Consider the following 21,017-nt stretch of genomic DNA (forward strand, 5'->3'; position numbering starts at 1 on the left):
TTATTTTAATATTAGTAGTTTACATATAAATTTTTAGTCAGTTGAAAATATTTAAAGAACTGGAGTTTCAATTTTTTATCTCAGAATCAGCAAGAGCGGAAAGATTAAAGAGTGCTGAGCAAAAGTATTGACAAATCAGCCTGAAAAATTTGTTATCTGCTGGTTACATAATATTTCTGATTTTAATGCAATAAATTTTTAATTCCAAATAATTACAATCGTGATTGATATCAGTTAATTACCAAAATACTTTGTGATTAGTTTTTCCCGTTAAAAAAATCGGGCATACGATTGTATGCCCGACACTTAAAATGTTTATTCAGCTATTACCATTTATAGCCGATACCTGCATTAAAGCCAGTTTCATGACCGGTGGTAGAGACACCTGCACCCCATGAGAATTTACCGCTGTTGTTTGTGGCTTTGTAGTTAATACCAACGGCAGTATAACCATGGTAGGAGCCCATACCCACGCCGACAGTCTGCTCACCGGCATTCAGCTGTGGCAGATAGGCACCTGATAGCGCCATGGCCAGTGCCGTACCGGAATAGGCACGGCGTTCTACGTGCTGTATACGATCGTTAACATTGTTGACGTAGCGGTTGATGTTTTCTATACGGGCATTAACGCCTTTGAGCTGTGCCACGTTCACGGCATCGGAATCTTCTGTACCAGCGGCTACACCGGTAATCTGGCGATAAATACCTTTGGAAGCATCACCTACGGAAACTGCTGCTTCGGTGCTGGTGGTAGCCTGAATGGCGCGAGCCTGCTGCGCTGTGGCACCTGCCGGAATATAGCCCATGATGCCACCTGCTGTATTCGCTACAGAGTTGGCACCCAGCGCAACTCCGCCACTTTGGGTAACGCTGGCATGATTACCAATGGCAACCCCATCTGCGGCACTGGCTTTGGCTTCTGCGCCGATGGCCACAGCCGCATTGCCGCTGGCTGTAGCAGCACCGCCTATGGCAATGGCATTATTGCCACTTGCCGAAGCGGCACTCAGGGTGGAGTTGACTTTGGCATACTTGCTGCCACCGTTGTACAGATTGCTTAACGCATCACCGACATTATTAGCAGTAAGCGCAGTACCATCAGCAGCGGTGCTGCTGTAGCTTGGTGCGGTAAAGCTACCCGTTTCGGCATTATAGCTGGCATTGCCGCCCAGACTGCTTGCCACTTCGGATAGTGTCTTTGCTGTAGAGGTAGACAGGCTGTCCGCTTTGGCCATTGCCTGATTGGCTTTATCAGTTGCTGCATTAATGGCTGCGGTACTGCCACTGTTGTTTTGAGCCAGCTTGTTGTCAAATGAATCAGACAGGTTTTGCAAATCCTGTTTGAAATCATTTTTCATTTGCCACAACTGGCTGCCATTAACCGCATCCGTTGAATGTTCACCAATATCACCAACAGCAAGATTAGTAATTTTCTGCGGGCTACCAGAATGATGGCTGGCATCATAAGCATTGCCATTCCATTGCAGGGCGTCTGTCAGCAATGTGCTCAGAGAGCTTGATAACCCTGCTGGTATATTGCCAGAAGCTAGATTCAGCTGATCCTGTAAGCTGGACAGACTGGTCGAAGTAGAAGTAGACAGCGCATAGAGCTGACGGCCATTCACTGCCTGATTAGAGGTGGCATCAACACGACCGTTTGCAATATTACTAATCGTTCTTTCATTGCTGGTATCACGGTTCAGCCCGAAGAAGCTGGATGAACCTGCATCATCGTCGTCGAAATGCACAGCATTTTTTTGCAATTCCTCAATCAGTTTTTTCGAGGTCTGGATATCAGTCTGAGCCGTTTGGATATCATTCTGCGCAGTCTGAAGGGCTGATTGTGCAGTTTTGAGATCTCGGTTTACAGCATCCATATTAATCTTGTTTTCATTAACTACATTTTCAACGCTACTGGATACTGAGCTGAAGATTGAAGATGAAATGCTGTATAGCTGTCCGCCATTAATGGCATCAGTTGAATTTTCCCCGATATTACCGTTAGCAACATTAATGATTCTCTGCGCATTGGCCGTACCGTGGCTGGCATCATAAGCGGTGCCATTCCACTGCAAGGCATCTTTTTGCAGAGTGCTGATGCTGTTAACCGCAGTAGAGAGATTACCGGCCAGGGTGGCTGTAGACTGGGACACAGTATCAATACGCGAATTGGCAGTGTTCAGACCAGTAGAGAGGCTGTCACTGAAAGCAGTAGACAGATTATCCAAACCGGTCATGGCAGAGCTGGACAGAGAATATAATTGTCCGCCATTAACAGCATCGGTGGAGTTTGCGCTGATATCACCAGCAGCCACTTTAATAATTTTCTGCGCATTAGCAGTGCCGTGGCTGGCATCGTAAGCGGTACCATTCCATTGCAGGGCGTCTTTCTGCAAATTGGAAACACTGTTAGTTAAAGAGCTGATGCTGTTATTAACATTACTCAGGTCACCAGCATTGCGTAAAGTAGTAGACAGCGATTCCACACTGGTAGATGTAGAGCTGGAAAGACTGAAAAGCTGTCCGGCATTAACAGCATCGGTAGAGTTTTCGCTGACATCACCAGCAGCTACTTTGATAATTTTCTGCGCAGTGGTAGTACCGTGGCTGGCATCATAAGCGGTGCCATTCCACTGCAAGGTATCTTTTTGCAGAGTGCTGATGCTGCTAACCGCAGTAGAGAGATTACTGGTTAGGGTGGCTGTAGACTGGGACACAGTATCGATACGCGAATTGGCAGTGCTCAGACCAGTATAGAGGTTGCTACTGAAAGCAGTAGAGAGATTATGCAAACTGGTCATGGTAGAGTCGGACAGAGAATATAATTGTCCGCCATTAACGGCATCGGTAGAGTTTTCGCTGACATCACCAGCGGCCACTTTAACAATTTTCTGCGCATTGGCAGTGCCGTGGCTGGCATCGTAGGCAGTGCCATTCCATTGCAGAGCGTCTTTTTGCAAATTGGAAACATTGTTAGTTAAAGAGTTGATGTTGTTATTAACATTACTCAGATCACCGGCATTGCGTAAAGTAGTAGACAGCGATTCGACACTAGTCGAAGTAGAGCTGGAAAGACTGAAAAGCTGTCCGGCATTAACGGCATCGGTAGAGTTTGCGGTGATATCACCAGCGGCCACTTTAGTAATTTTCTGCGCATTGGCCGTACCATGGCTGGCATCATAAGCGGTGCCATTCCACTGCAAGGCATCTTTTTGCAGAGTACTGATGCTGTTAACCGCAGTAGAGAGATTACCGGCCAGGGTGGCTGTAGACTGGGACACAGTATCGATACGCGAATTGGCAGTGCTCAGACCAGTATAGAGGTTGCTACTGAAAGCAGTAGAGAGATTAAGCAAATTGGTCATGGTAGAGTCGGACAGAGAATATAATTGTCCGCCATTAATGGCATCGGTAGAGTTTTCGGTGACATTACCAGCGGCCACATGGGTAATTTTTTGCGCATTAGCAGAACCATGGCTGGCATCGTAAGCGGAGCCATTCCATTGCAGGGCGTCTTTCTGCAAGTTAGAAACATTATTATTTAAGCTACTAATACTGCTGTTAGCAGTATTGAGGCTACTGCTTAAAGAGTTGATGTTGGTATTAACATTACTCAGATCACCGGCATTGCGTAAAGTAGTAGACAGCGATTCGACACTGGTAGATGTAGAGCTGGAAAGACTGAAAAGCTGCCCGGCATTAACGGCATCGGTAGAGTTTTCGCTGATACTACCAGCAGCTACATTGGTAATTTTCTGTGCAGTAGTAGTGCCGTGACTGGCATCGTAAGCGATACCATTCCATTGCAGGGCATCTTTCTGCAAGTTAGAAACATTATTATTTAAGCTACTAATACTGCTGTTAGCAGTATTGAGGCTACTGCTTAAAGAGTTGATGTTGGTATTAACATTACTCAGGTCACCGGCATTGCGTAAAGTAGTAGATAGCGATTCCACACTGGTAGATGTAGAGCTGGAAAGACTGAAAAGCTGTCCGGCATTAACAGCATCGGTAGAATTTTCGCTGACATCACCAGCAGCTACTTTAACAATTTTCTGCGCATTAGCAGTACCGTGGCCGGCATCATAAGCGGTGCCATTCCATTGCAGAGCGTCTTTTTGCAAATTGGAAACACTGTTATTTAAAGAGTTGATGTTGTTATTAACATTACTCAGATCACCGGCATTGCGTAAAGTAGTAGACAGCGAATCCACACTGGTGGAAGTAGAGCTGGAAAGACTGAAAAGCTGCCCGGCATTAACGGCATCGGTAGAATTTTCGCTGACATCACCAGCAGCTACTTTAACAATTTTCTGCGCATTAGCAGTACCGTGGCTGGCATCGTAAGCAGTGCCATTCCATTGCAAGGCGTCTTGTTGTAGGGTGTTAATGCTGTTGTTTATTGAGGTTAAATCAGTTGCTCTAAGGATTGCTGTAGACAAACTGGATAAACCTGTCGAGGTAGAGCTGGCCAGATTTTTTAATTGTGCTACGTTAACCGCATCAGTATCGGCAGTACCGGCCGCCAGGCCAGTTATCTGGCGGGTGAGCTGCATACTTGTATTCCCGATGGCAACTGCACCAATGGTACTTTTCCATGTTGCAGACTGATTTACAGCATCGGTATTAGTGCCGGCCGGGTCATAACCCTGAATACCGGAGCTAGTATTGGCCAGAGAATCGCTACCCAGAGCCACTGCTTTTTCTACTATTGCCATGGCGTTGGCACCCAACGCGGTAGCATTATCTTTCTGGGCAGCACTATTGAAACCAACCGCCACACTTCCTGCACCATCGGAAGTGGCCACGGAACCAAGCGCTAAACTTGCAGTGTTAGTAGCCTGAGCACCAACACCGATTGCAACAGCAGTTGCGCCAGAAGCCAATGCCGCTACACCAAAAGCCTGAGCACCACCAGCTGTGGCAGTGGCATTATTACCGAATGCTGTTGAATAATTACCTGTGGCATAAGAGCCGCAACCTGATGCAAAGGAATAAACACCATAAGCTACAGGAAGTCTATTGGTGTCTCCACCAGTTGGAGTACCCATGTAGCCGGATGATCCGGTGGTAATCCCACCAGTAGCACCGTCTCCTGTCCATACTTGCTGACCGTTGCTGACGCCATAAGGATTTCTGCCATTAAACGAACGATTCTCGGCAAAACGCAAGTACTCATCCATGGCACTGATTCCACCTGTGGTAATATTTCTGCGCCCGTTTACTTTGTCTGCACCACAATAGTCATCATCACCAGCCAGAGCAATACTGCCGTGGCTGCCGAAAGCATAGCTTACGCCTGTGCCATTGGTACTTGCATTAGTAGTGCCGGTGATAGCTAGATTGGCAGCATAGACTGGGGAAATTGCCTGCAATTGTAGTATTAGTGTTGTAAGTGTGAGGCTGACAATTTTTTTTAGCCCAAACATATTTAATATGCGTTTGACAAGTGGTAATTCACAAACAGTATTTGATTTGGTTTTACTGTTTGCCAATTCTGATACAGCTACCCACGTTTGCGTATGTTCATTCCAAACAACTCGATAGACTTTATTCATAGGTTTTCCTAACTCTTGATGAAAATTAAATAACTAACAAACCTAACCTCTTCTACACATAACCATATCTGTTCATTACATCCGCCAGTCGTCCAAGCAGGCCGACAGATACATAAACAGCCAATCAATAAGGATTAAAACTGCCTGTATAAATTTTCTAATCATTTACACATAGTCAAATGCAGCTAATCTGAAAGATTACGCTTGAAAAATAAAATCTTATTAAATATTAATTATTAATTATTAATATTTTCAGAATAGGAAAATAATTAACTTATTGCTGTGGCTTTTTAATGTATGAGTATAAATAGAAGTGGGTATTTATTATTTTTATTAAAAAAATTAACTAATGAAAATATATTTATTCCTGTAAAAGGACAAGTAAACTTGATAATATTTAATGCAAAGATTAATAAGAGGAAAATTGGTCTGGCTGAGTAAAAGAAAACATCAGACAAAAGCAGAAAACAGTTGAATATAAAGTAATCATAACTATTCTGTTAATTACACTGCTGCCCGGTCTGGATAACAAAGAATATATGTTTTAATTAAACTATGATAAAAATGCAAAGAAAATAATTAATTTTTGGAAAAAGAGTTGTAACTGTATAAATTTAAGCTGAGTTTAAAATGGTATTAATTCAAAACCAAACAGAATAATTTTTACTTTTGCACCTTTTAATTACTTTTATATTTATAGTAATAGCATAAAATTCAGAGATATTAAATTTAATATGCCATTAATTAGTGTAATATCTGGAATAAGTATACTGGCAGGCTATACTAAACCATAATGTAAATGCCCCATAGTTAGTATAAAACTGACGTAGAAAATTATACTGCTTGTTTTAGTGTCTGATATTCAATTGATGTCATATTATTTAATACCTACTTTATATATTGCGGCAAGTATTAAATGAGTGAAATAATCTATCAAAATGGATACAAGAATAGCTTTTTATTATGATTAATTAAAAGTAAATATTACAGAAAAGAAAATTTTGTTGATTTGTTAAATTGATATTAATCATATTAATCAGTAGTGTAGACAAAAAAATAACCGCATTTAGCGGTTACTAATGGTGGCCAGAGGCAGGATCGAACTGCCGACACACGGATTTTCAGTCCGTTGCTCTACCGACTGAGCTATCTGGCCATCGGGGAAGAGTGCGCATTAAACCAGATATAAACTCTCTTGGCAAGTGTTTTATGTGTGCGATTGTATATGTGGCTGTTTATTTAATGGAAAAAGTCTGATTTTGCCTGTTTGTTGTGCTATGTACGATTTTGATTTGGCCTGTGTTTATGGCTAATCGCTGCTTATTTCCCGGATTGTGGCCTCCCTCTTCGCTAAAAGTGGACGATTAAACCAAGCTGTATTAAGGTAAGCACTTTTATCACAAAGGCGAAGAGGATGCAGGGCGAACAAAAGCCGCTATGGACAGACGGCTGGTTACAGCAGTGTACGCATGTGCCGTCACCGAATTTCAGCCAGCGCTCGCAGCCGGCTGAAGTATCGCTGGTGGTATTGCATAATATTTCCCTTCCGCCGTTTGAATATGGGCAACAGGCCGTGCAGCGTCTGTTTACCAATCAGATTAAGGCGGATGAGCCGGATGATTTTATGCGTTCGCTTATCAATTTGCGGGTATCAAGCCATTTTCTGCTGGAGCGCAGCGGGGCATTAACCCAGTTTGTTTCCTGTGATGATGCTGCTTTTCAGGCAGGCGTGTCGCGTTTTGACGGACGTGAGGGCTGTAATGCATTTTCAATCGGGATTGAATTGGAAGGCTGTGATTTTGAGCCGTTTACAGAATCGCAGTATGCACAGTTAAATAAATTATTGCAGGCACTGTGTGAGCGCTACCCAATTCAGGCGATTACCGGGCATCAGCATATAGCGCCGGGGCGCAAATCTGATCCGGGACATTTTTTTCAATGGGACAGGCTGCGTGCATGGGGCTTGCCGGTGATAACAAAATATCAGTGGCCACTATAGTTTAAGGCTGCCGGCAGGGGTATTTTTGGTTATAATTCTGTTTAGCTGTTAATTAAACTGCGGCTTCCGCAAATTGCCTAGTAGGAATGTAATGAGTGATTCTGTATTGATTATGTTGGTAGTGGGTGCGGCGTTCATTCTGGCAGTGCTGGTCTATAATATTTATCAGGAAAGCCAATACCGCAAACAATTGCGTGAACAGTTTGGACACGCCAATAAGGATGCTTTACTGGACAGTCAGGTGAATTCTGTACGTGATGGCGCTCAGGCACAGTCTGTGCTCAATGAAAAAGCTGTGCCGCCAGAAAATGAGACGGGTATGGCTGCCGATTCATCTACCGAGCAGGCTGAATCTGTGGCTACTGGTGAGGAAGCCGTGCCTGAAGCCAGTAATGGCCATATACAGGAAGAAACAGTGGCCACTGCGCAACCACCGGAGCTGCCCGTCGCTAACGAAGATGCAGCACCAGAAAGCTCGCCTGTACACCGTGATATGGAATCATTATCACGAACTATTCCGGTAAAAGGGCGCAAAACCTTATTAGATTTGCGCGATATGGCCAAACAGCCGCTGCCATGGTTTGATGTGCGCTTTGATTATCTGGCTTATATTGCTTTGTATGAGCCCAAAGAACTGCACGCCATGCCGCGTTTAAGCAGCCGTTCACGTTTTCGGCTGGTGGGCTGTACCATGGATGACCGTTATCAGGTGGCTGAGCCGATTCCCAGTGTTTATTATCAGGGATTTGTGGTTGGCTTGCAGGCTATTAGCCGCAGTGGCTTGATCACGCATGAAGAGCTGGCAAATTTTGGTGAACAGGCCAACCGTTTTGCCGAGCAAATGGATGGGCAATTACTGTTAACGGATATTAATACTTTCCTGAGTGTTGCGCGGCCACTGGATGACTTGTGTGCCCGCGTTGATCAGACAATTGCTATTCATCTGGTCTCACGCACTAATGTAAGTGGTATGGAGTTGCGTTCTGCGGTTGAAAGGCAGGGTTTTGAACTGGGGCATGATGGTGCATTCTACTATGCCGATAGTAATGGTGAACCTTTGTTCAGTATTGTAACGCTGGATAACTCGCCGTTTACTTCTACATTGTTAGCAAATCAAAATTATCGTGGATTCAGTATGTTATTTGATATAGTACACATACCGAACGGCGAAAAATGTTTTGATCAGTTTATGGATATGGCCGTTAAGCTGTCTAGTCAGCTAGGCCTGGATCTGGTCAACGATAAAGTGGAAGAGTTATCCACAGAGTGGTTGCGTGAAGTACGCCGCTATGTGGTTGACCGGCAGAAGGAAATGAAGCAGGTTGAGCTGAAGCCCGGAAGTGAGCTGACGAAAAGGCTGTTTTCCTGATATTGCCTGTATTTTTAATTTTATAATGAGATGGCAAGCCGCAGAATGGGGGTTGCCATTTTCTTTTTAGCTGCTTGAAGGAATAACTGGAATGGATACAGTGAGCGAACAGCAAATTATTGATTTAACCGCACTGCTTAATCGCTATGCACATGAGTATTATGATCTGGATGCGCCTACTGTACCGGATGCGGAATATGACCGGCTATTCCGCGAGTTACAGGCTCTGGAAGAGCAGTATCCGCAATGGCGCCAGCCGGATAGTCCCAGTATGCGTGTGGGTGGACGCGCACAGCAAAAATTCACTGCTGTGGTGCATCAGATTCCCATGTTGTCATTGAATAACGCGTTTTCGCCGCTGGACGATAATAATCAGTTTGACCATAGTGAAATGTATGCTTTTGATAAGCGCGTGCGCGATGGTCTGGGTGCCGAGCCTGAATATATTGTGGAACCGAAATTTGATGGTCTGGCCATCAGCTTGCTTTATCGTGATGGTTTGCTGGTACAGGCTTCAACTCGTGGTGATGGCTATACCGGCGAGGATGTAACAGAAAACGCGCGCACGATTGTGAATATTCCTTTGCGTCTGCATGGGGATAATGTGCCCGATGTGCTGGAAGTGCGCGGTGAAGTGCTGATGCTGAAAGCAGATTTTGAGCGGCTTAATGCACATCAGCAAGCAGAAAATCAGAAAACATTTGCCAATCCGCGCAATGCAGCAGCTGGCAGTTTGCGCCAGCTAGATCCGAAAATTACAGCACGCCGACGCCTACATTTCTATGCTTATGGAATTGCCAGACTGGACGAGCGTTTTGTACCGGATAGTCACAGTGAAGAGCTGGCGCTGCTGGCGCGTTTGGGTTTGACCATACCGCCAAAGGATACCTTGTGTTATCAGGCTGATATCAAAAAGGTACTGGCATTTTATGAGCAGATTTATCGGATACGTGCTGATTTGCCGTTTGGCATCGATGGCGTGGTAATCAAGGTTGATAATCTGGCACAGCAGGAACAGCTTGGTTTTGTGGCGCGGGCACCACGCTTTGCCATTGCGCAGAAGTTTCCGGCAGAGGAAATGCTCACCACAGTTGAAGCAATTGATGTACAGGTTGGGCGTACAGGCGCGATAACACCAGTAGCACGTTTAACGCCGGTATTTGTTGGCGGCGTAACCGTAACCAATGCAACTTTGCATAATGAAGGTGAAGCTCAGCGTAAGGATGTGCGAGAAGGTGATACGGTCATTGTACGGCGTGCCGGCGATGTGATTCCGGAAATTGTATCTGTGGTGCTGGCACAGCGGCCAATGGTGGAAGAACAAACAGATTTACTCACGCCAGCAGAGGCTGTGCCAAAGTATCCGCCTTTCCGTATGCCGCAACAGTGTCCGGTTTGTGGGCATGAGATTGTGCGCGAAGAAGGAGAGGCAGTAGCACGCTGTAGTGGTGGCATGCTGTGTCAGGCACAGCGGGTACAGGCACTGATTCACTTTGCGTCACGCCGGGCGATGGATATTGAAAATCTGGGCGAGCGGCAGATTGAGCTGCTGGTAACACAGGGGCGTGTGCATCATTTTGCCGATGTGTACCGTTTACAATTGGCCGATTTGCTGGCCATGAAACAACAGGCCAAGCAGGAAGCAGCGGATAGCGCAGAAGCAGCGGCGGATGAGCTGGCCTTATCCACTACCGGTAAGGCGGCCAAACAGCAACCTTCCCGCTGGGCAGAAAATATTCTGGCCGGTATCGATGCCAGCCGCCGGCGTCCACTGGCCAATCTTATCTACGCTTTGGGTATTTTTCATGTGGGTGAACGCACCGCCAAGCAGTTGGCACAGGCATTTGGCGATTTGACCACGCTAACTCAGGCTACTGAGCCATTACTGGCCTGTTTGCCGGATATCGGTACTGTTGTGGCGCACTCGGTAGCGTATTTTTTCAGTCAGGAAGATCAGACTGGTCAATTGCAGGAATTGCTTGATGTAGGCGTAGAACCACAGACAGAAACCCGCCGTATACCATTGCGTGAGTATTTTGCCCCTGAGCGAGTACTGGCACGCCTGCCCGGCGCGGGTTTAACTGAAACGCGGGCGCAGAAACTGTGGCAACTGGTGGGCATGGACTGGGCGCAGCTATTAACAGATAAGGCCTTACCGGAAAGCTGGCAACAGTGGTGTGCTCAGCCGGAAAACCGCTTATTATTGCAAAAAACCATTGCTTTACGTGAGCAATTACTTGCCGGCCAGCCAGAAGAAAGTGCGCCGGCAGCCAATGAAACTGTTGCCGGTAAAACTTTTGTCTTAACCGGCACATTGCCAGACTGGTCGCGAGATGTGGCGCAGCAGCACATTGAGGAAGCCGGTGGCAAGGTTAGTGGCAGTGTGTCGAAAAAAACCGATTTTGTCGTGGCCGGTGCTGAAGCAGGCAGCAAGCTGGCCAAAGCCGAGGCACTTGGTGTTACCATACTGGATCAGGCTGCGTTGATGGCTATGTTGGGAATTAAAGAGTAGAGCTGATGAAAGCAGAACCAATCCGTAAATGTGTGTTTCCGGTAGCTGGTATGGGAACACGGTTTTTACCGGCTACCAAAGCCAGCCCGAAAGAAATGCTGCCGATTGTGGATAAACCACTGATTCAGTATGCAGTGGAAGAAGCCGTGGCTGCCGGCTGTACCGAGCTGGTATTTATTACCGGCCGCAATAAGCGCTGCATCGAAGATCATTTTGATAAGGCGTATGAGCTGGAAACCGAGCTGGCTTACCGCAATCAGAATAAATTACTCGATTTTGTGCAGGATATTCTGCCACCTAATGTCACTTGTCTGTATATCCGCCAGCCGGCTGCGCTGGGACTGGGGCATGCGGTGCTGTGCAGCCGTGCCGCTGTGGGCAAAGAAAACTTTGCGGTGGTGCTGGCAGATGACCTGATTGATGCCCAGCTCGGAGCCTTAAGTCAGATGATGGATGTCTATCATCGTACTGGTTGTAATGTGCTTGGTGTGGAAAATGTAGCCCCCCAACAGACTGGTGCTTACGGTATTGTGGAAACTGCCCGCGAAGATAGCTTTGATTATGTCAAAAGTATTGTGGAAAAACCGCATCCGGATGAAGCACCTTCGCATCTGGGCGTAGTAGGGCGCTATATTTTATCTGCCCGTGTGTTTGATTTTCTGACTAATTTACCGCGAGGCGCGGGTGGAGAAATCCAGTTAACCGATGCTATTGCCCGCTTGCTCACCGAGCAGAAGATGATTGCTTATGCTTTTGCCGGCAGACGCTATGATTGTGGCGATAAGCTTGGCTATCTGGAAGCAACAGTGGCGTATGGAATGAAGCACCCTCTGGTGGGTGAAGACTTTAAGAAATTGTTGCAACGGATGGTGTGTTAATAGAATGACTGCCTGCTTACAGCTTTGCAGGCAGTCTGATTTATTGTGGTTATGATTTCAGGGTAAGCTATCAAGGACAGTTATTGCAGATAAATCATCTGATATTCAAGTTTAAGCGGTTATGCTGCTTCTAAATGACGTGATGCCCACTATCTTTTATCTGCTCCCAGCTTAAATCAAACTTGGCCAGATATTTTTTCAGCCTGTCGGCATCATTGGTACGCTGTTTCTGTGCTCGTGATACAGCAAACAGATAGCGGCCGGCCTCGGATAAGGTTCGGCTTTTGCGGCATACTTCAATCACCTTTTCTAGCTGATAGCGGTCGAATTCATCAATTTCAGCCGGAATCAGCGCATCGGCGGGTGTTGTCTGCTGCCAGTGTTGCTGTAAGCGCTGAATTTCGTCTTCAACCTGTGCCAAAGTGATATTACCTTGCGTGGCCAGTGTAGCCATGCGGGTAATGGAAGCAGTGAGTTCGCGGAAATTACCCGTCCATCGTGCGGTAGCCGAAGTGGCAAAGTTTACATAGCGGGTTCTGGATTGCTGATTAAAGCGTGGCATAGTGCCATATTCCTGTGCATAGCGCGCCAGCTCAAAATCAATATTCGGCTCAATATCTTCTTTGCGTTCTGCCAGCCCGGGTAATTGATAGCTCCACAAATTAATCCGTGCATATAAGTCTTCCCTGAATGCGCCACAGGCAATTGCCTGTTTTAAATCTTTATTGGTGCCGGCAATCAATTGAAACTGGCTGGAAACCAGTTTATCCGAGCCCAATGGATAAAAATGTTTTTCTTCAATGGCTTTGAGCAGGATAGCCTGTTCATCCAGCCCCAGCTCACCGATTTCATCCAGAAACAAAAGGCCGTTATCAGCCTGTTTGAGCAGGCCGCTTCTGGCCATGCTGGCACCCGTATAAGCACCTCTGCTATGGCCAAACAAAGTTGACATGGCATTATCACCGGTAAGAGTAGCGCAGTTAATTTCCACAAACTGGCCGCTTATCTGATGCTTATTCAGCTTAAGCTGGTAAATTTGCCGGGCAAGAAATGACTTACCGGCGCCGGTAGGGCCACACAGCAGGATAGGCGCATGGGAGCGGCTGGCTACCTGTTCTATTTCAGTAATTAGCTGATTGTAATGCGGGTTTCTGGTGGCAATGCCGGATTTGAGTAATTCAGTCGCCTGGCCGGCGTATTGCTGAAAGCGGGTCAGAATCTGGTCGTAGCGGTTTAGATTCAGGTCAATAATGTTGATTTGTCCGCGGCTGCATAGCTGTTGATGCTCTGCCGGCTCAGTTAACGCCGTTTCATGCCGTGCTGCCCCTTTGGTTGGCGATAATTGCAGCAGTCTGGCCGGATAAAAGCGTGATTCTGCCAGCAGAAACCAGCAAATCTGCATAACGTGCGTGCCGGTAGTGATATTTAAATAATAATTTTCCTGTTCATAATCAAATTGATAGCTTTTAGCTAAATCCAGTAAACAGGTATACACCTCCTCAAAATCCCACGGGTCATGTATATCCACTGCAACCGGATTAACCTGTGTATCCGGGGCAATGGTTTTAATATCCTGAATAATTTCAGCCAGTAACTCGTTATCATTAACGTGATAAAGCAGCTCAAAGCGGGATACCGGCAGTTCCGGATGATTACAGACATCAACCGTTGGCCGCCAGCGCCCCCAGCGTTTTCTGCCTTTACCGCGCTGGTCAAGCACATTGCCTAAAAAGCCGAATACAACGTTTTTCCTGTTCATGGGATTATTTTATTGGTTTATAAATATAAATAAAATTATATATAAATTTATAAAATCATGTTGGGTTTAAGCAATAAATGGCTGGCAAGTAATTTTAAAATTTAATTATTTAATTAATAAAAATAATGGTTTATAAAAATTACCTAAAAAAATTTACCTGTTGGTACATTAATTGCAATAAAGCCTGTGTCTGCAATACATGCTGTCTGATATGGCAGTCAGGTGCATAGCGAATGCTGCCGGATTCGCCGCAAGGCCAATTCATTTGCATTATCAACATGTATTCCTGAGTATAAAAGACACCTCCCTTTCACGGAGTATTTTTGAAAAGCTCACTGGATAGAGCAATTGGTACCAAACCAATCTGTGACAGGTTCGATTCCTGTTTCAAAAATCACATAGTAATACTTGTAGTATTAAGCAATACCAGCCAGTAAATGGGAATAAGCAGAGTAGTCAAAGCTTAGGCACAGGAAAAACCGGTTAACCGGGCAAACTCAGCTATAGTTGTTTTTGTCTGGGTAAAAAAACCGGATAGCAGGCAAAATATTTATTAACCATAATCAGGCAGTGATTAGATTATGGTGATGAATCTTTCCCCTGTTATTCCGTTACTTAATCCGTTTGATTGTGTTCATCCGATTTACTGGCTGCAATAGACTGGAGAATGAATATGTTAACCATAATTGATGTAAAAAAAGGTGAGCTGGCTGTTGTTAATAAACGGGATGAAATTAATACCATTGTTACCGCCGGCCGCCACACTTTCTGGGATCCTTTTTCTGCAATAACGTATTCTCTGATGGATTTGGCCGATACTGAAATCGAGCCGAACATCGCCGAAAAACTGCTAAATTTTTATCCGCAACTAGTAGAAAAATATTGTCATTATGTCAATGTTGCTGATAATGAAATTGCCCTGCGCTATGAAGAAGACATGCTGGTAGAGATTATTATGCCCGCTACCAAAGCACTGTACTGGCAGAGTTATAAGGCGCAATCAATTAAAAAAGTCACTTTGCAGCAGGGCTACCGCTTGCCGGATGAAGTAGCGCTGGAACTGATACAGGCCAAAAATACCGCCAGACTCATTACCGGTATAGACAATGTAAAACTGCATTATTTTGTGGATGAACAGATTGGTACCCTGTTTGTGGATAACCAGTTTGTGCAGATTATTCCGCCCACATCTGTAATTGGCTTGTGCGAATTCAAACATAAGCTTGTACTGGGAAAATTCAAATTACAGGACAACCGTATCGATGACCTGCTGGCCGCCACGATTGAGCAGAATGCACCGGAGCAGATGCAGCAATTCTGTGTGCAGATGCAGGTAGGTGCCAATCAGGCCGGTTTACGCTTTGAAGACGATTTACTGGTGGAAATCCTGCCGCCGGGAACAAAAAGATTATATTGGCAGAATAATTGCAAGCAGCACATGCAGACTATCGAGCTGGCTGCCGGCTACCAGCTTTCAGAACAAATGGTACAGCAATTATTACAGCCTAAATTGCGTCAAAAAGAAGTGATCGGCGACAGCAGCGTGCTAATTGCGCAGGTACCGGCCTATCATGTTGGTGTATTAAAAGTAAATGGAAAAGTAGAGCAGCTACTGGATGCCGGCATTACCGCTTACTGGCGCTTTAACCGCGAAATCAGTGTTGAAATCGTCGATACACGCTTGCAGACAGTAGAAATATCCGGGCAGGAAATACTAACTCGCGACAAAGTAAATCTGCGCATCAATCTGGTGGCCAACTGGTGCTATACCGATGTATTAACTGCTTTTGCCAAAGCTGCTCAGCCCGTGGAACTGTTGTACCGGCAATTGCAATTTGCCTTACGCGAAGCAATTGGTACCCGCACACTGGATGAATTACTGGAAAACAAGGATGTGATTGATGAAGTCATCAATGCACATATGCAGGCCAATATGGCAGGCTATGGAATTGAAGCCATTAGCGTAGGCGTGAAAGACATAATTCTGCCGGGCGACATGAAAACCATTCTAGCGCAGGTAGTGGAGGCTGAAAAAGCGGCACAGGCCAATGTAATCCGTCGCCGCGAAGAAACTTCCGCCACCCGTTCCCTGCTGAATACCGCCAGAGTAATGGAAAACAATCCGGTGGCTTTACGCCTGAAAGAAATGGAAACACTGGAACGTATTGCTGAACGCATCGACAAAATTTCAGTTGTGGGCGGTCTGGATCAGTTATTACATGGTTTGATTAACATTCAGGCGAAATAGCAGCCTAACCTATGCTGATTGATTAAACAGAAAAATAATGAAAGATAAAAATGCAAAAATATGAAGTATTAAAAGAAGATAAAACCCGTCCGGTAAAAATGTGGACTAAAGGCGTACCAGTAGAAGATATCGCCAAAACACAATTGCTGCAAACCGCACAACTGCCCTTTATTTTTAAGCATATTGCCGTGATGCCCGATGTGCATCTGGGACGAGGCTCTACCATTGGTAGTGTGATTCCCACCACCGGCGCAGTTATTCCCGCTGCGGTTGGCGTAGATATCGGCTGTGGCATGATGGCAGTACAGTTGTCGCTTACAGCACTGGATTTGCCGGAAGACTTAATGCCATTGCGGCTGGCGATTGAAAAAGCCGTACCGCATGGTTCTACTCCGGGTAATAAAAAATATGATAAAGGTAGCTGGCATAATCCGCCTCCGATTGTGCAAGAGTACTGGCAGCAGCTATTGCCAGGGTTTGAAAAACTCACCAACAAATATCCGCGCTTTTTAAAAGCCAATAGTTTGCATCATCTGGGCACACTGGGCAGTGGTAATCATTTTATTGAAGTTTGTCTGGATGAAACCGATCAGGTATGGATTATGCTGCATAGTGGTTCACGTGGTATTGGCCATGCCATTGGCAAATATTTCAGTGAGCTGGCGCAAAAAGAAATGAAAAAGTATTTTATTGATACCTATCTGCCCAATAACGATCTGGCGTATTTTGCCGAAGGAACAGAATATTGTCGTGATTATTTGGAAGCCGTGCATTGGGCGCAGGATTTTGCCCGCGTAAACCGTGAAGTAATGATGCACAACACCATTGCTGCATTACGCCAAGTGATTGATGTGCCGTTTACCACGCATCTGCAAACAATAAACTGTCATCATAACTATGTGCAAAAAGAGCGGCATTTTGGCCACAATGTTTTTGTAACTCGTAAAGGAGCCGTCTCTGCACGCGAGGGCGAACTGGGGATTATTCCGGGCTCAATGGGGGCAAAAAGTTATATTGTGCGTGGTTTGGGTAATACAGAAAGTTTTCATTCCTGTTCGCATGGGGCAGGGCGCGTAATGAGCCGCGCCGAAGCCAAAAGAAGATTTACCATTGAAGACCAGATGCAGGCCACCGCCCATGTAGAATGTCGTAAAGATGCGGAGGTAATCGACGAAATTCCATTAGCGTACAAAGATATCGATGCTGTAATGCAGGCACAGCAGGAGCTGGTGGAAATCAGGCATCAATTGCGTCAGGTTGTCTGCGTCAAAGGCTGATGATTTAGCTGCTTTTGCTGTATCTGATATTTAGCCAGTTCAGATTGGCTACTTAATATAATCATTGCAATAAAAAAGGATGGCTATGCCATCTTTTTTGATGTAATAAAGTGATTCAAACATCTACCTGCGCATTTAAGGCATTGTATGCAATCAATGCCCGCTGTGCTTCTACTGCATCACCTATCAAGGGTAATAACGCCATTATCCGCAGCCAGCGCATCTTCGATTTTCTCTGCCTCAGTCGGTTAAATACCAAATTCAATGCAAATCATTACTGCTAAAATTGCGCTATGGTAGAAAATAAATGCTTGCAATGGCACCCCCTTTTTAAATAATTTTGTCATTAAATAATTGATTGACTGAGCAATACAGCAAACGCCAGAAAATAAATCATGTTCAATCGGCACAGGCAAAATGCAATGTGCCGACCTGTTACAGAATCTGCGGCCAGAATGAATCGCCACTTGTAAAAGCAATATACACAGAATGCAGGCTAAAACCTTGGGATCGAAGAACCCATAACGCAATTATTGCCTTGTGGCGTATATTATTTTGTACCCTGATGAACCAATAAGCAGCCATACTGATAAAATACACAATTACAGCTTAGATATCTCAATAAGCCTAATATTTAACACACAGATTTTTATTGGAATTTAATCATGGCCATCAGTATCCAGCAACGAGACCAATTACAACGCCAAATATGGAAAATTGCCGACGAGGTAAGAGGCGCTGTCGATGGCTGGGATTTCAAACAATATGTACTTGGCACCTTATTTTATCGCTTTATTAGTGAAAACTTTGCTGATTATATGCAAGCTGGCGATGAGAATATTGATTATAAAACAATTTCCGATGATGCTATCACCGACGAAATCAAACAGGATGCCATTAAATCCAAAGGCTATTTTATCTATCCAAGTCAATTATTCTGCCATACTGTTGCCGAGGCCAATACCAATAAAGACTTAAATACCCACTTGGCCAATATTTTTAATGCGATTGAAAGTTCGGCTATTGGTTATCCTTCTGAAAGCGATATTAAAGGATTATTTGCTGATTTTGATACCACCAGCAACCGTTTAGGTAATACCGTAGAGGACAAAAACAAACGGCTAGCCGCCGTACTTAATGGCATTGCTGAGCTGGATTTTGGGCAATTTGAAGATAACCATATTGATGTGTTTGGTGATGCTTATGAATATTTAATCTCTAATTATGCTTCTAATGCCGGTAAATCAGGGGGCGAGTTTTTCACCCCGCCAAGTGTATCCAAATTAATCTCACAATTAGCCTTACATAATCAAACTAAAATCAATAAAATCTATGACCCCGCGGCAGGCTCAGGCTCTTTATTATTACAGGCAAAAAAACAGTTTGATAAGCATATCATTGAGGATGGATTCTATGGTCAGGAAATTAACCATACCACCTATAATCTTGCCCGTATGAATATGTTTTTACACAACATCAACTACGATAAATTTGAAATTGTCTTGGGGGATACACTACTTAATCCTAAATTTGGCAACGAAAAGCCGTTTGATGCCATTGTTTCCAATCCCCCTTATTCGATTAAATGGATTGGCAGTGATAACCCAACCTTAATCAATGATGAACGATATGCCCCCGCTGGCATACTTGCGCCAAAATCAAAAGCCGATTTTGCCTTTATTTTACATGCATTAAGTTACTTGTCTGAGCGAGGGCGGGCGGCGATTGTTACCTTTCCGGGTATTTTTTATCGAGGTGGTGCTGAGCAGAAAATCCGTAAATATTTAATTGATAATAATTTTGTTGAAACCGTGATATCACTGGCACCAAACTTATTTTATGGTACTTCAATTGCAGTCAATATTTTGGTACTGGCGAAAAACAAAACTGTCAGAACCACACAATTTATGGATGCCAGCAAACTGTTTAAAAAAGAAACCAATAATAATGTCCTAACTGATAAGCATATTGAAAAAATTGTGCAAGTATTTGCCAGCAAGCAAGACGTCGAATATTTTGCCAAATCGGTTGCTAACCAAACCATTGCCGACAATGACTATAATTTATCGGTAAGCTCCTATGTGGAAGCCGAAGATACCCGTGAAATTATTGATATCACCCAGCTTAATGCTGAATTAAAAGACACTGTAGCTAAAATTGATAGCTTACGCGCCCAAATTGATGCAATTGTGGCGGAGATTGAAGCATGATTAATATAATCACAAAATTACTTAATGGTATGAATATTGAGTGGAAACCATTAGGGGAATTACTTATACGTACTAAAGGAACAAAAATTACAGCAAGTCAAATGAAGGAACTCCACAAAGATGATGCTCCTTTAAGGATTTTTGCTGGAGGAAAAACATTTGCACTAGTCAATTTTGATGATATACCTGAGAAAGATATCAATCGAGAACCTTCTATTATTGTAAAATCTCGCGGAATTATCGAATTTGAATATTACGGCAAACCATTTTCACATAAAAATGAAATGTGGTCATATCATTCCAAAGATAAAAATATTAATATCAAATATATTTATTATGTTTTGAAAAATCAAGAAAGATATTTTCAAAACATAGGCGCTAAAATGCAAATGCCACAAATTGCAACGCCTGATACCGATAAATTTGAAATCCCTATTCCTCCTATCTCTATCCAGACCGAAATCGTCCGTATTCTAGACACTTTTACAGAGCTTACAGCAGAGCTTACAGCAGAGCTTACAGCAGAGCTTACAGCACGGAAAAAGCAATACAACTATTATCGTGATAAATTGTTGACCTTTAAAGAAGATGAGGTTGAGTGGAAAGCTTTAGGGGAAGTAGGGCAGTTAATTCGTGGTAATGGGCTACAAAAGAAAGATTTTACTGAAACGGGTGTGCCGGCTATTCACTATGGGCAAATTTATACTTATTATGGAACTTTTGCTACTGAAACCAAGTCATTTGTTTCAGCTAAATTAGCTGAAAAATTAAAAAAAGCCAGATACGGCGATATTTTGCTTGCAGGTACCAGTGAAAATGTTAAAGATGTGATGACACCTTTAGGATGGCTTGGGGGAGAAATTGTTTTTTCTGGCGATATGTTTGCATTCAGACCAAGTAATATTCTTAATACAAAGTATTTAACTTATCTTTTGCAAACAACTCCCTTCCAGAAGTTTAAAGAAAAATATGCTAATGGTACTAAGGTTATTCGTATTCCAGCCGAAAAGTTTTTAACTTTCAATATTCCCATCCCCCCACTTAAGGAACAAGTCCGTATCGTCGAAATTCTAGATAAATTCGATGTACTCACTAATTCAATCACCGAGGGTTTACCGCGTGAGATTGAATTACGCCAAAAACAGTACGAGTACTATCGTAATTTATTATTGAACTTTCCTAAGGTAGAAGATAAATAACACAAGAC

The 21,017-nt window shown here is 44.1% G+C and carries 10 protein-coding genes and 2 tRNA genes; 9 read left to right on the forward strand and 3 right to left on the reverse strand.

Annotated elements, in window-relative coordinates:
- Nucleotides 1–326: 326 nt before the first annotated feature.
- On the reverse strand, nucleotides 327–5,558 hold the full coding sequence (locus BGI33_RS09425) for an ESPR-type extended signal peptide-containing protein (RefSeq protein WP_100090942.1): 5,232 nt from the start codon (nucleotides 5,556–5,558) through the stop codon (nucleotides 327–329).
- Nucleotides 5,559–6,638: 1,080 nt separating this feature from the next.
- Nucleotides 6,639–6,714: transfer RNA gene (locus BGI33_RS09430), tRNA-Phe, on the reverse strand.
- 258 nt (nucleotides 6,715–6,972) lie between these two features.
- On the opposite strand from BGI33_RS09430, the gene ampD reads away from it, so the two are divergent.
- From ampD to galU, 4 genes are all read left to right on the forward strand, one after another.
- On the forward strand, nucleotides 6,973–7,557 hold the full coding sequence (gene ampD / locus BGI33_RS09435) for a 1,6-anhydro-N-acetylmuramyl-L-alanine amidase AmpD (RefSeq protein WP_100090943.1): 585 nt from the start codon (nucleotides 6,973–6,975) through the stop codon (nucleotides 7,555–7,557).
- Nucleotides 7,558–7,663: 106 nt separating this feature from the next.
- Complete coding sequence (locus BGI33_RS09440) at nucleotides 7,664–8,926, forward strand: cell division protein ZipA C-terminal FtsZ-binding domain-containing protein (protein WP_180297015.1); 1,263 nt, start codon at nucleotides 7,664–7,666, stop codon at nucleotides 8,924–8,926.
- Nucleotides 8,927–9,017: 91 nt separating this feature from the next.
- On the forward strand, nucleotides 9,018–11,438 hold the full coding sequence (ligA, locus tag BGI33_RS09445; RefSeq protein WP_100090945.1) for an NAD-dependent DNA ligase LigA: 2,421 nt from the start codon (nucleotides 9,018–9,020) through the stop codon (nucleotides 11,436–11,438).
- Between the two features lie 5 nt (nucleotides 11,439–11,443).
- On the forward strand, nucleotides 11,444–12,316 hold the full coding sequence (galU, locus tag BGI33_RS09450) for a UTP--glucose-1-phosphate uridylyltransferase GalU (RefSeq protein WP_100090946.1): 873 nt from the start codon (nucleotides 11,444–11,446) through the stop codon (nucleotides 12,314–12,316).
- Between the two features lie 130 nt (nucleotides 12,317–12,446).
- Here the strand turns inward: galU and rtcR are convergent, their stop codons facing one another.
- A complete protein-coding gene (gene rtcR / locus BGI33_RS09455; protein ID WP_100090947.1) occupies nucleotides 12,447–14,075 on the reverse strand; it encodes an RNA repair transcriptional activator RtcR in 1,629 nt (542 codons plus the stop codon).
- 321 nt (nucleotides 14,076–14,396) lie between these two features.
- On the opposite strand from rtcR, the gene BGI33_RS09460 reads away from it, so the two are divergent.
- The 5 genes from BGI33_RS09460 to BGI33_RS09480 all read left to right on the forward strand — a co-directional run bounded on the left by BGI33_RS09460 (nucleotide 14,397) and on the right by BGI33_RS09480 (nucleotide 21,009).
- Nucleotides 14,397–14,469 (forward strand) — tRNA-Trp (locus tag BGI33_RS09460).
- Nucleotides 14,470–14,748: 279 nt separating this feature from the next.
- Complete coding sequence (locus tag BGI33_RS13855) at nucleotides 14,749–16,323, forward strand: slipin family protein (protein WP_257378968.1); 1,575 nt, start codon at nucleotides 14,749–14,751, stop codon at nucleotides 16,321–16,323.
- 50 nt (nucleotides 16,324–16,373) lie between these two features.
- Nucleotides 16,374–17,600: an RtcB family protein gene (locus BGI33_RS09470; RefSeq protein WP_100090948.1), complete on the forward strand. Its 1,227-nt coding sequence runs from the start codon at nucleotides 16,374–16,376 to the stop codon at nucleotides 17,598–17,600.
- 665 nt (nucleotides 17,601–18,265) lie between these two features.
- Nucleotides 18,266–19,810 carry a type I restriction-modification system subunit M gene (locus BGI33_RS09475; RefSeq protein ID WP_100090949.1) on the forward strand — a complete coding sequence of 515 codons (1,545 nt, stop codon included), beginning with the start codon at nucleotides 18,266–18,268 and terminating at the stop codon, nucleotides 19,808–19,810.
- Nucleotides 19,807–21,009 (forward strand): restriction endonuclease subunit S, encoded by a 1,203-nt coding sequence (locus tag BGI33_RS09480; RefSeq protein ID WP_100090950.1) that lies wholly within the window; start codon nucleotides 19,807–19,809, stop codon nucleotides 21,007–21,009. The genes BGI33_RS09475 and BGI33_RS09480 overlap by 4 nt, the downstream gene beginning before the upstream one ends.
- Nucleotides 21,010–21,017 lie beyond the last annotated feature (8 nt).

It is taken from the genome of Snodgrassella alvi (assembly GCF_002777425.1).
GTDB lineage: Bacteria > Pseudomonadota > Gammaproteobacteria > Burkholderiales > Neisseriaceae > Snodgrassella > Snodgrassella alvi_B.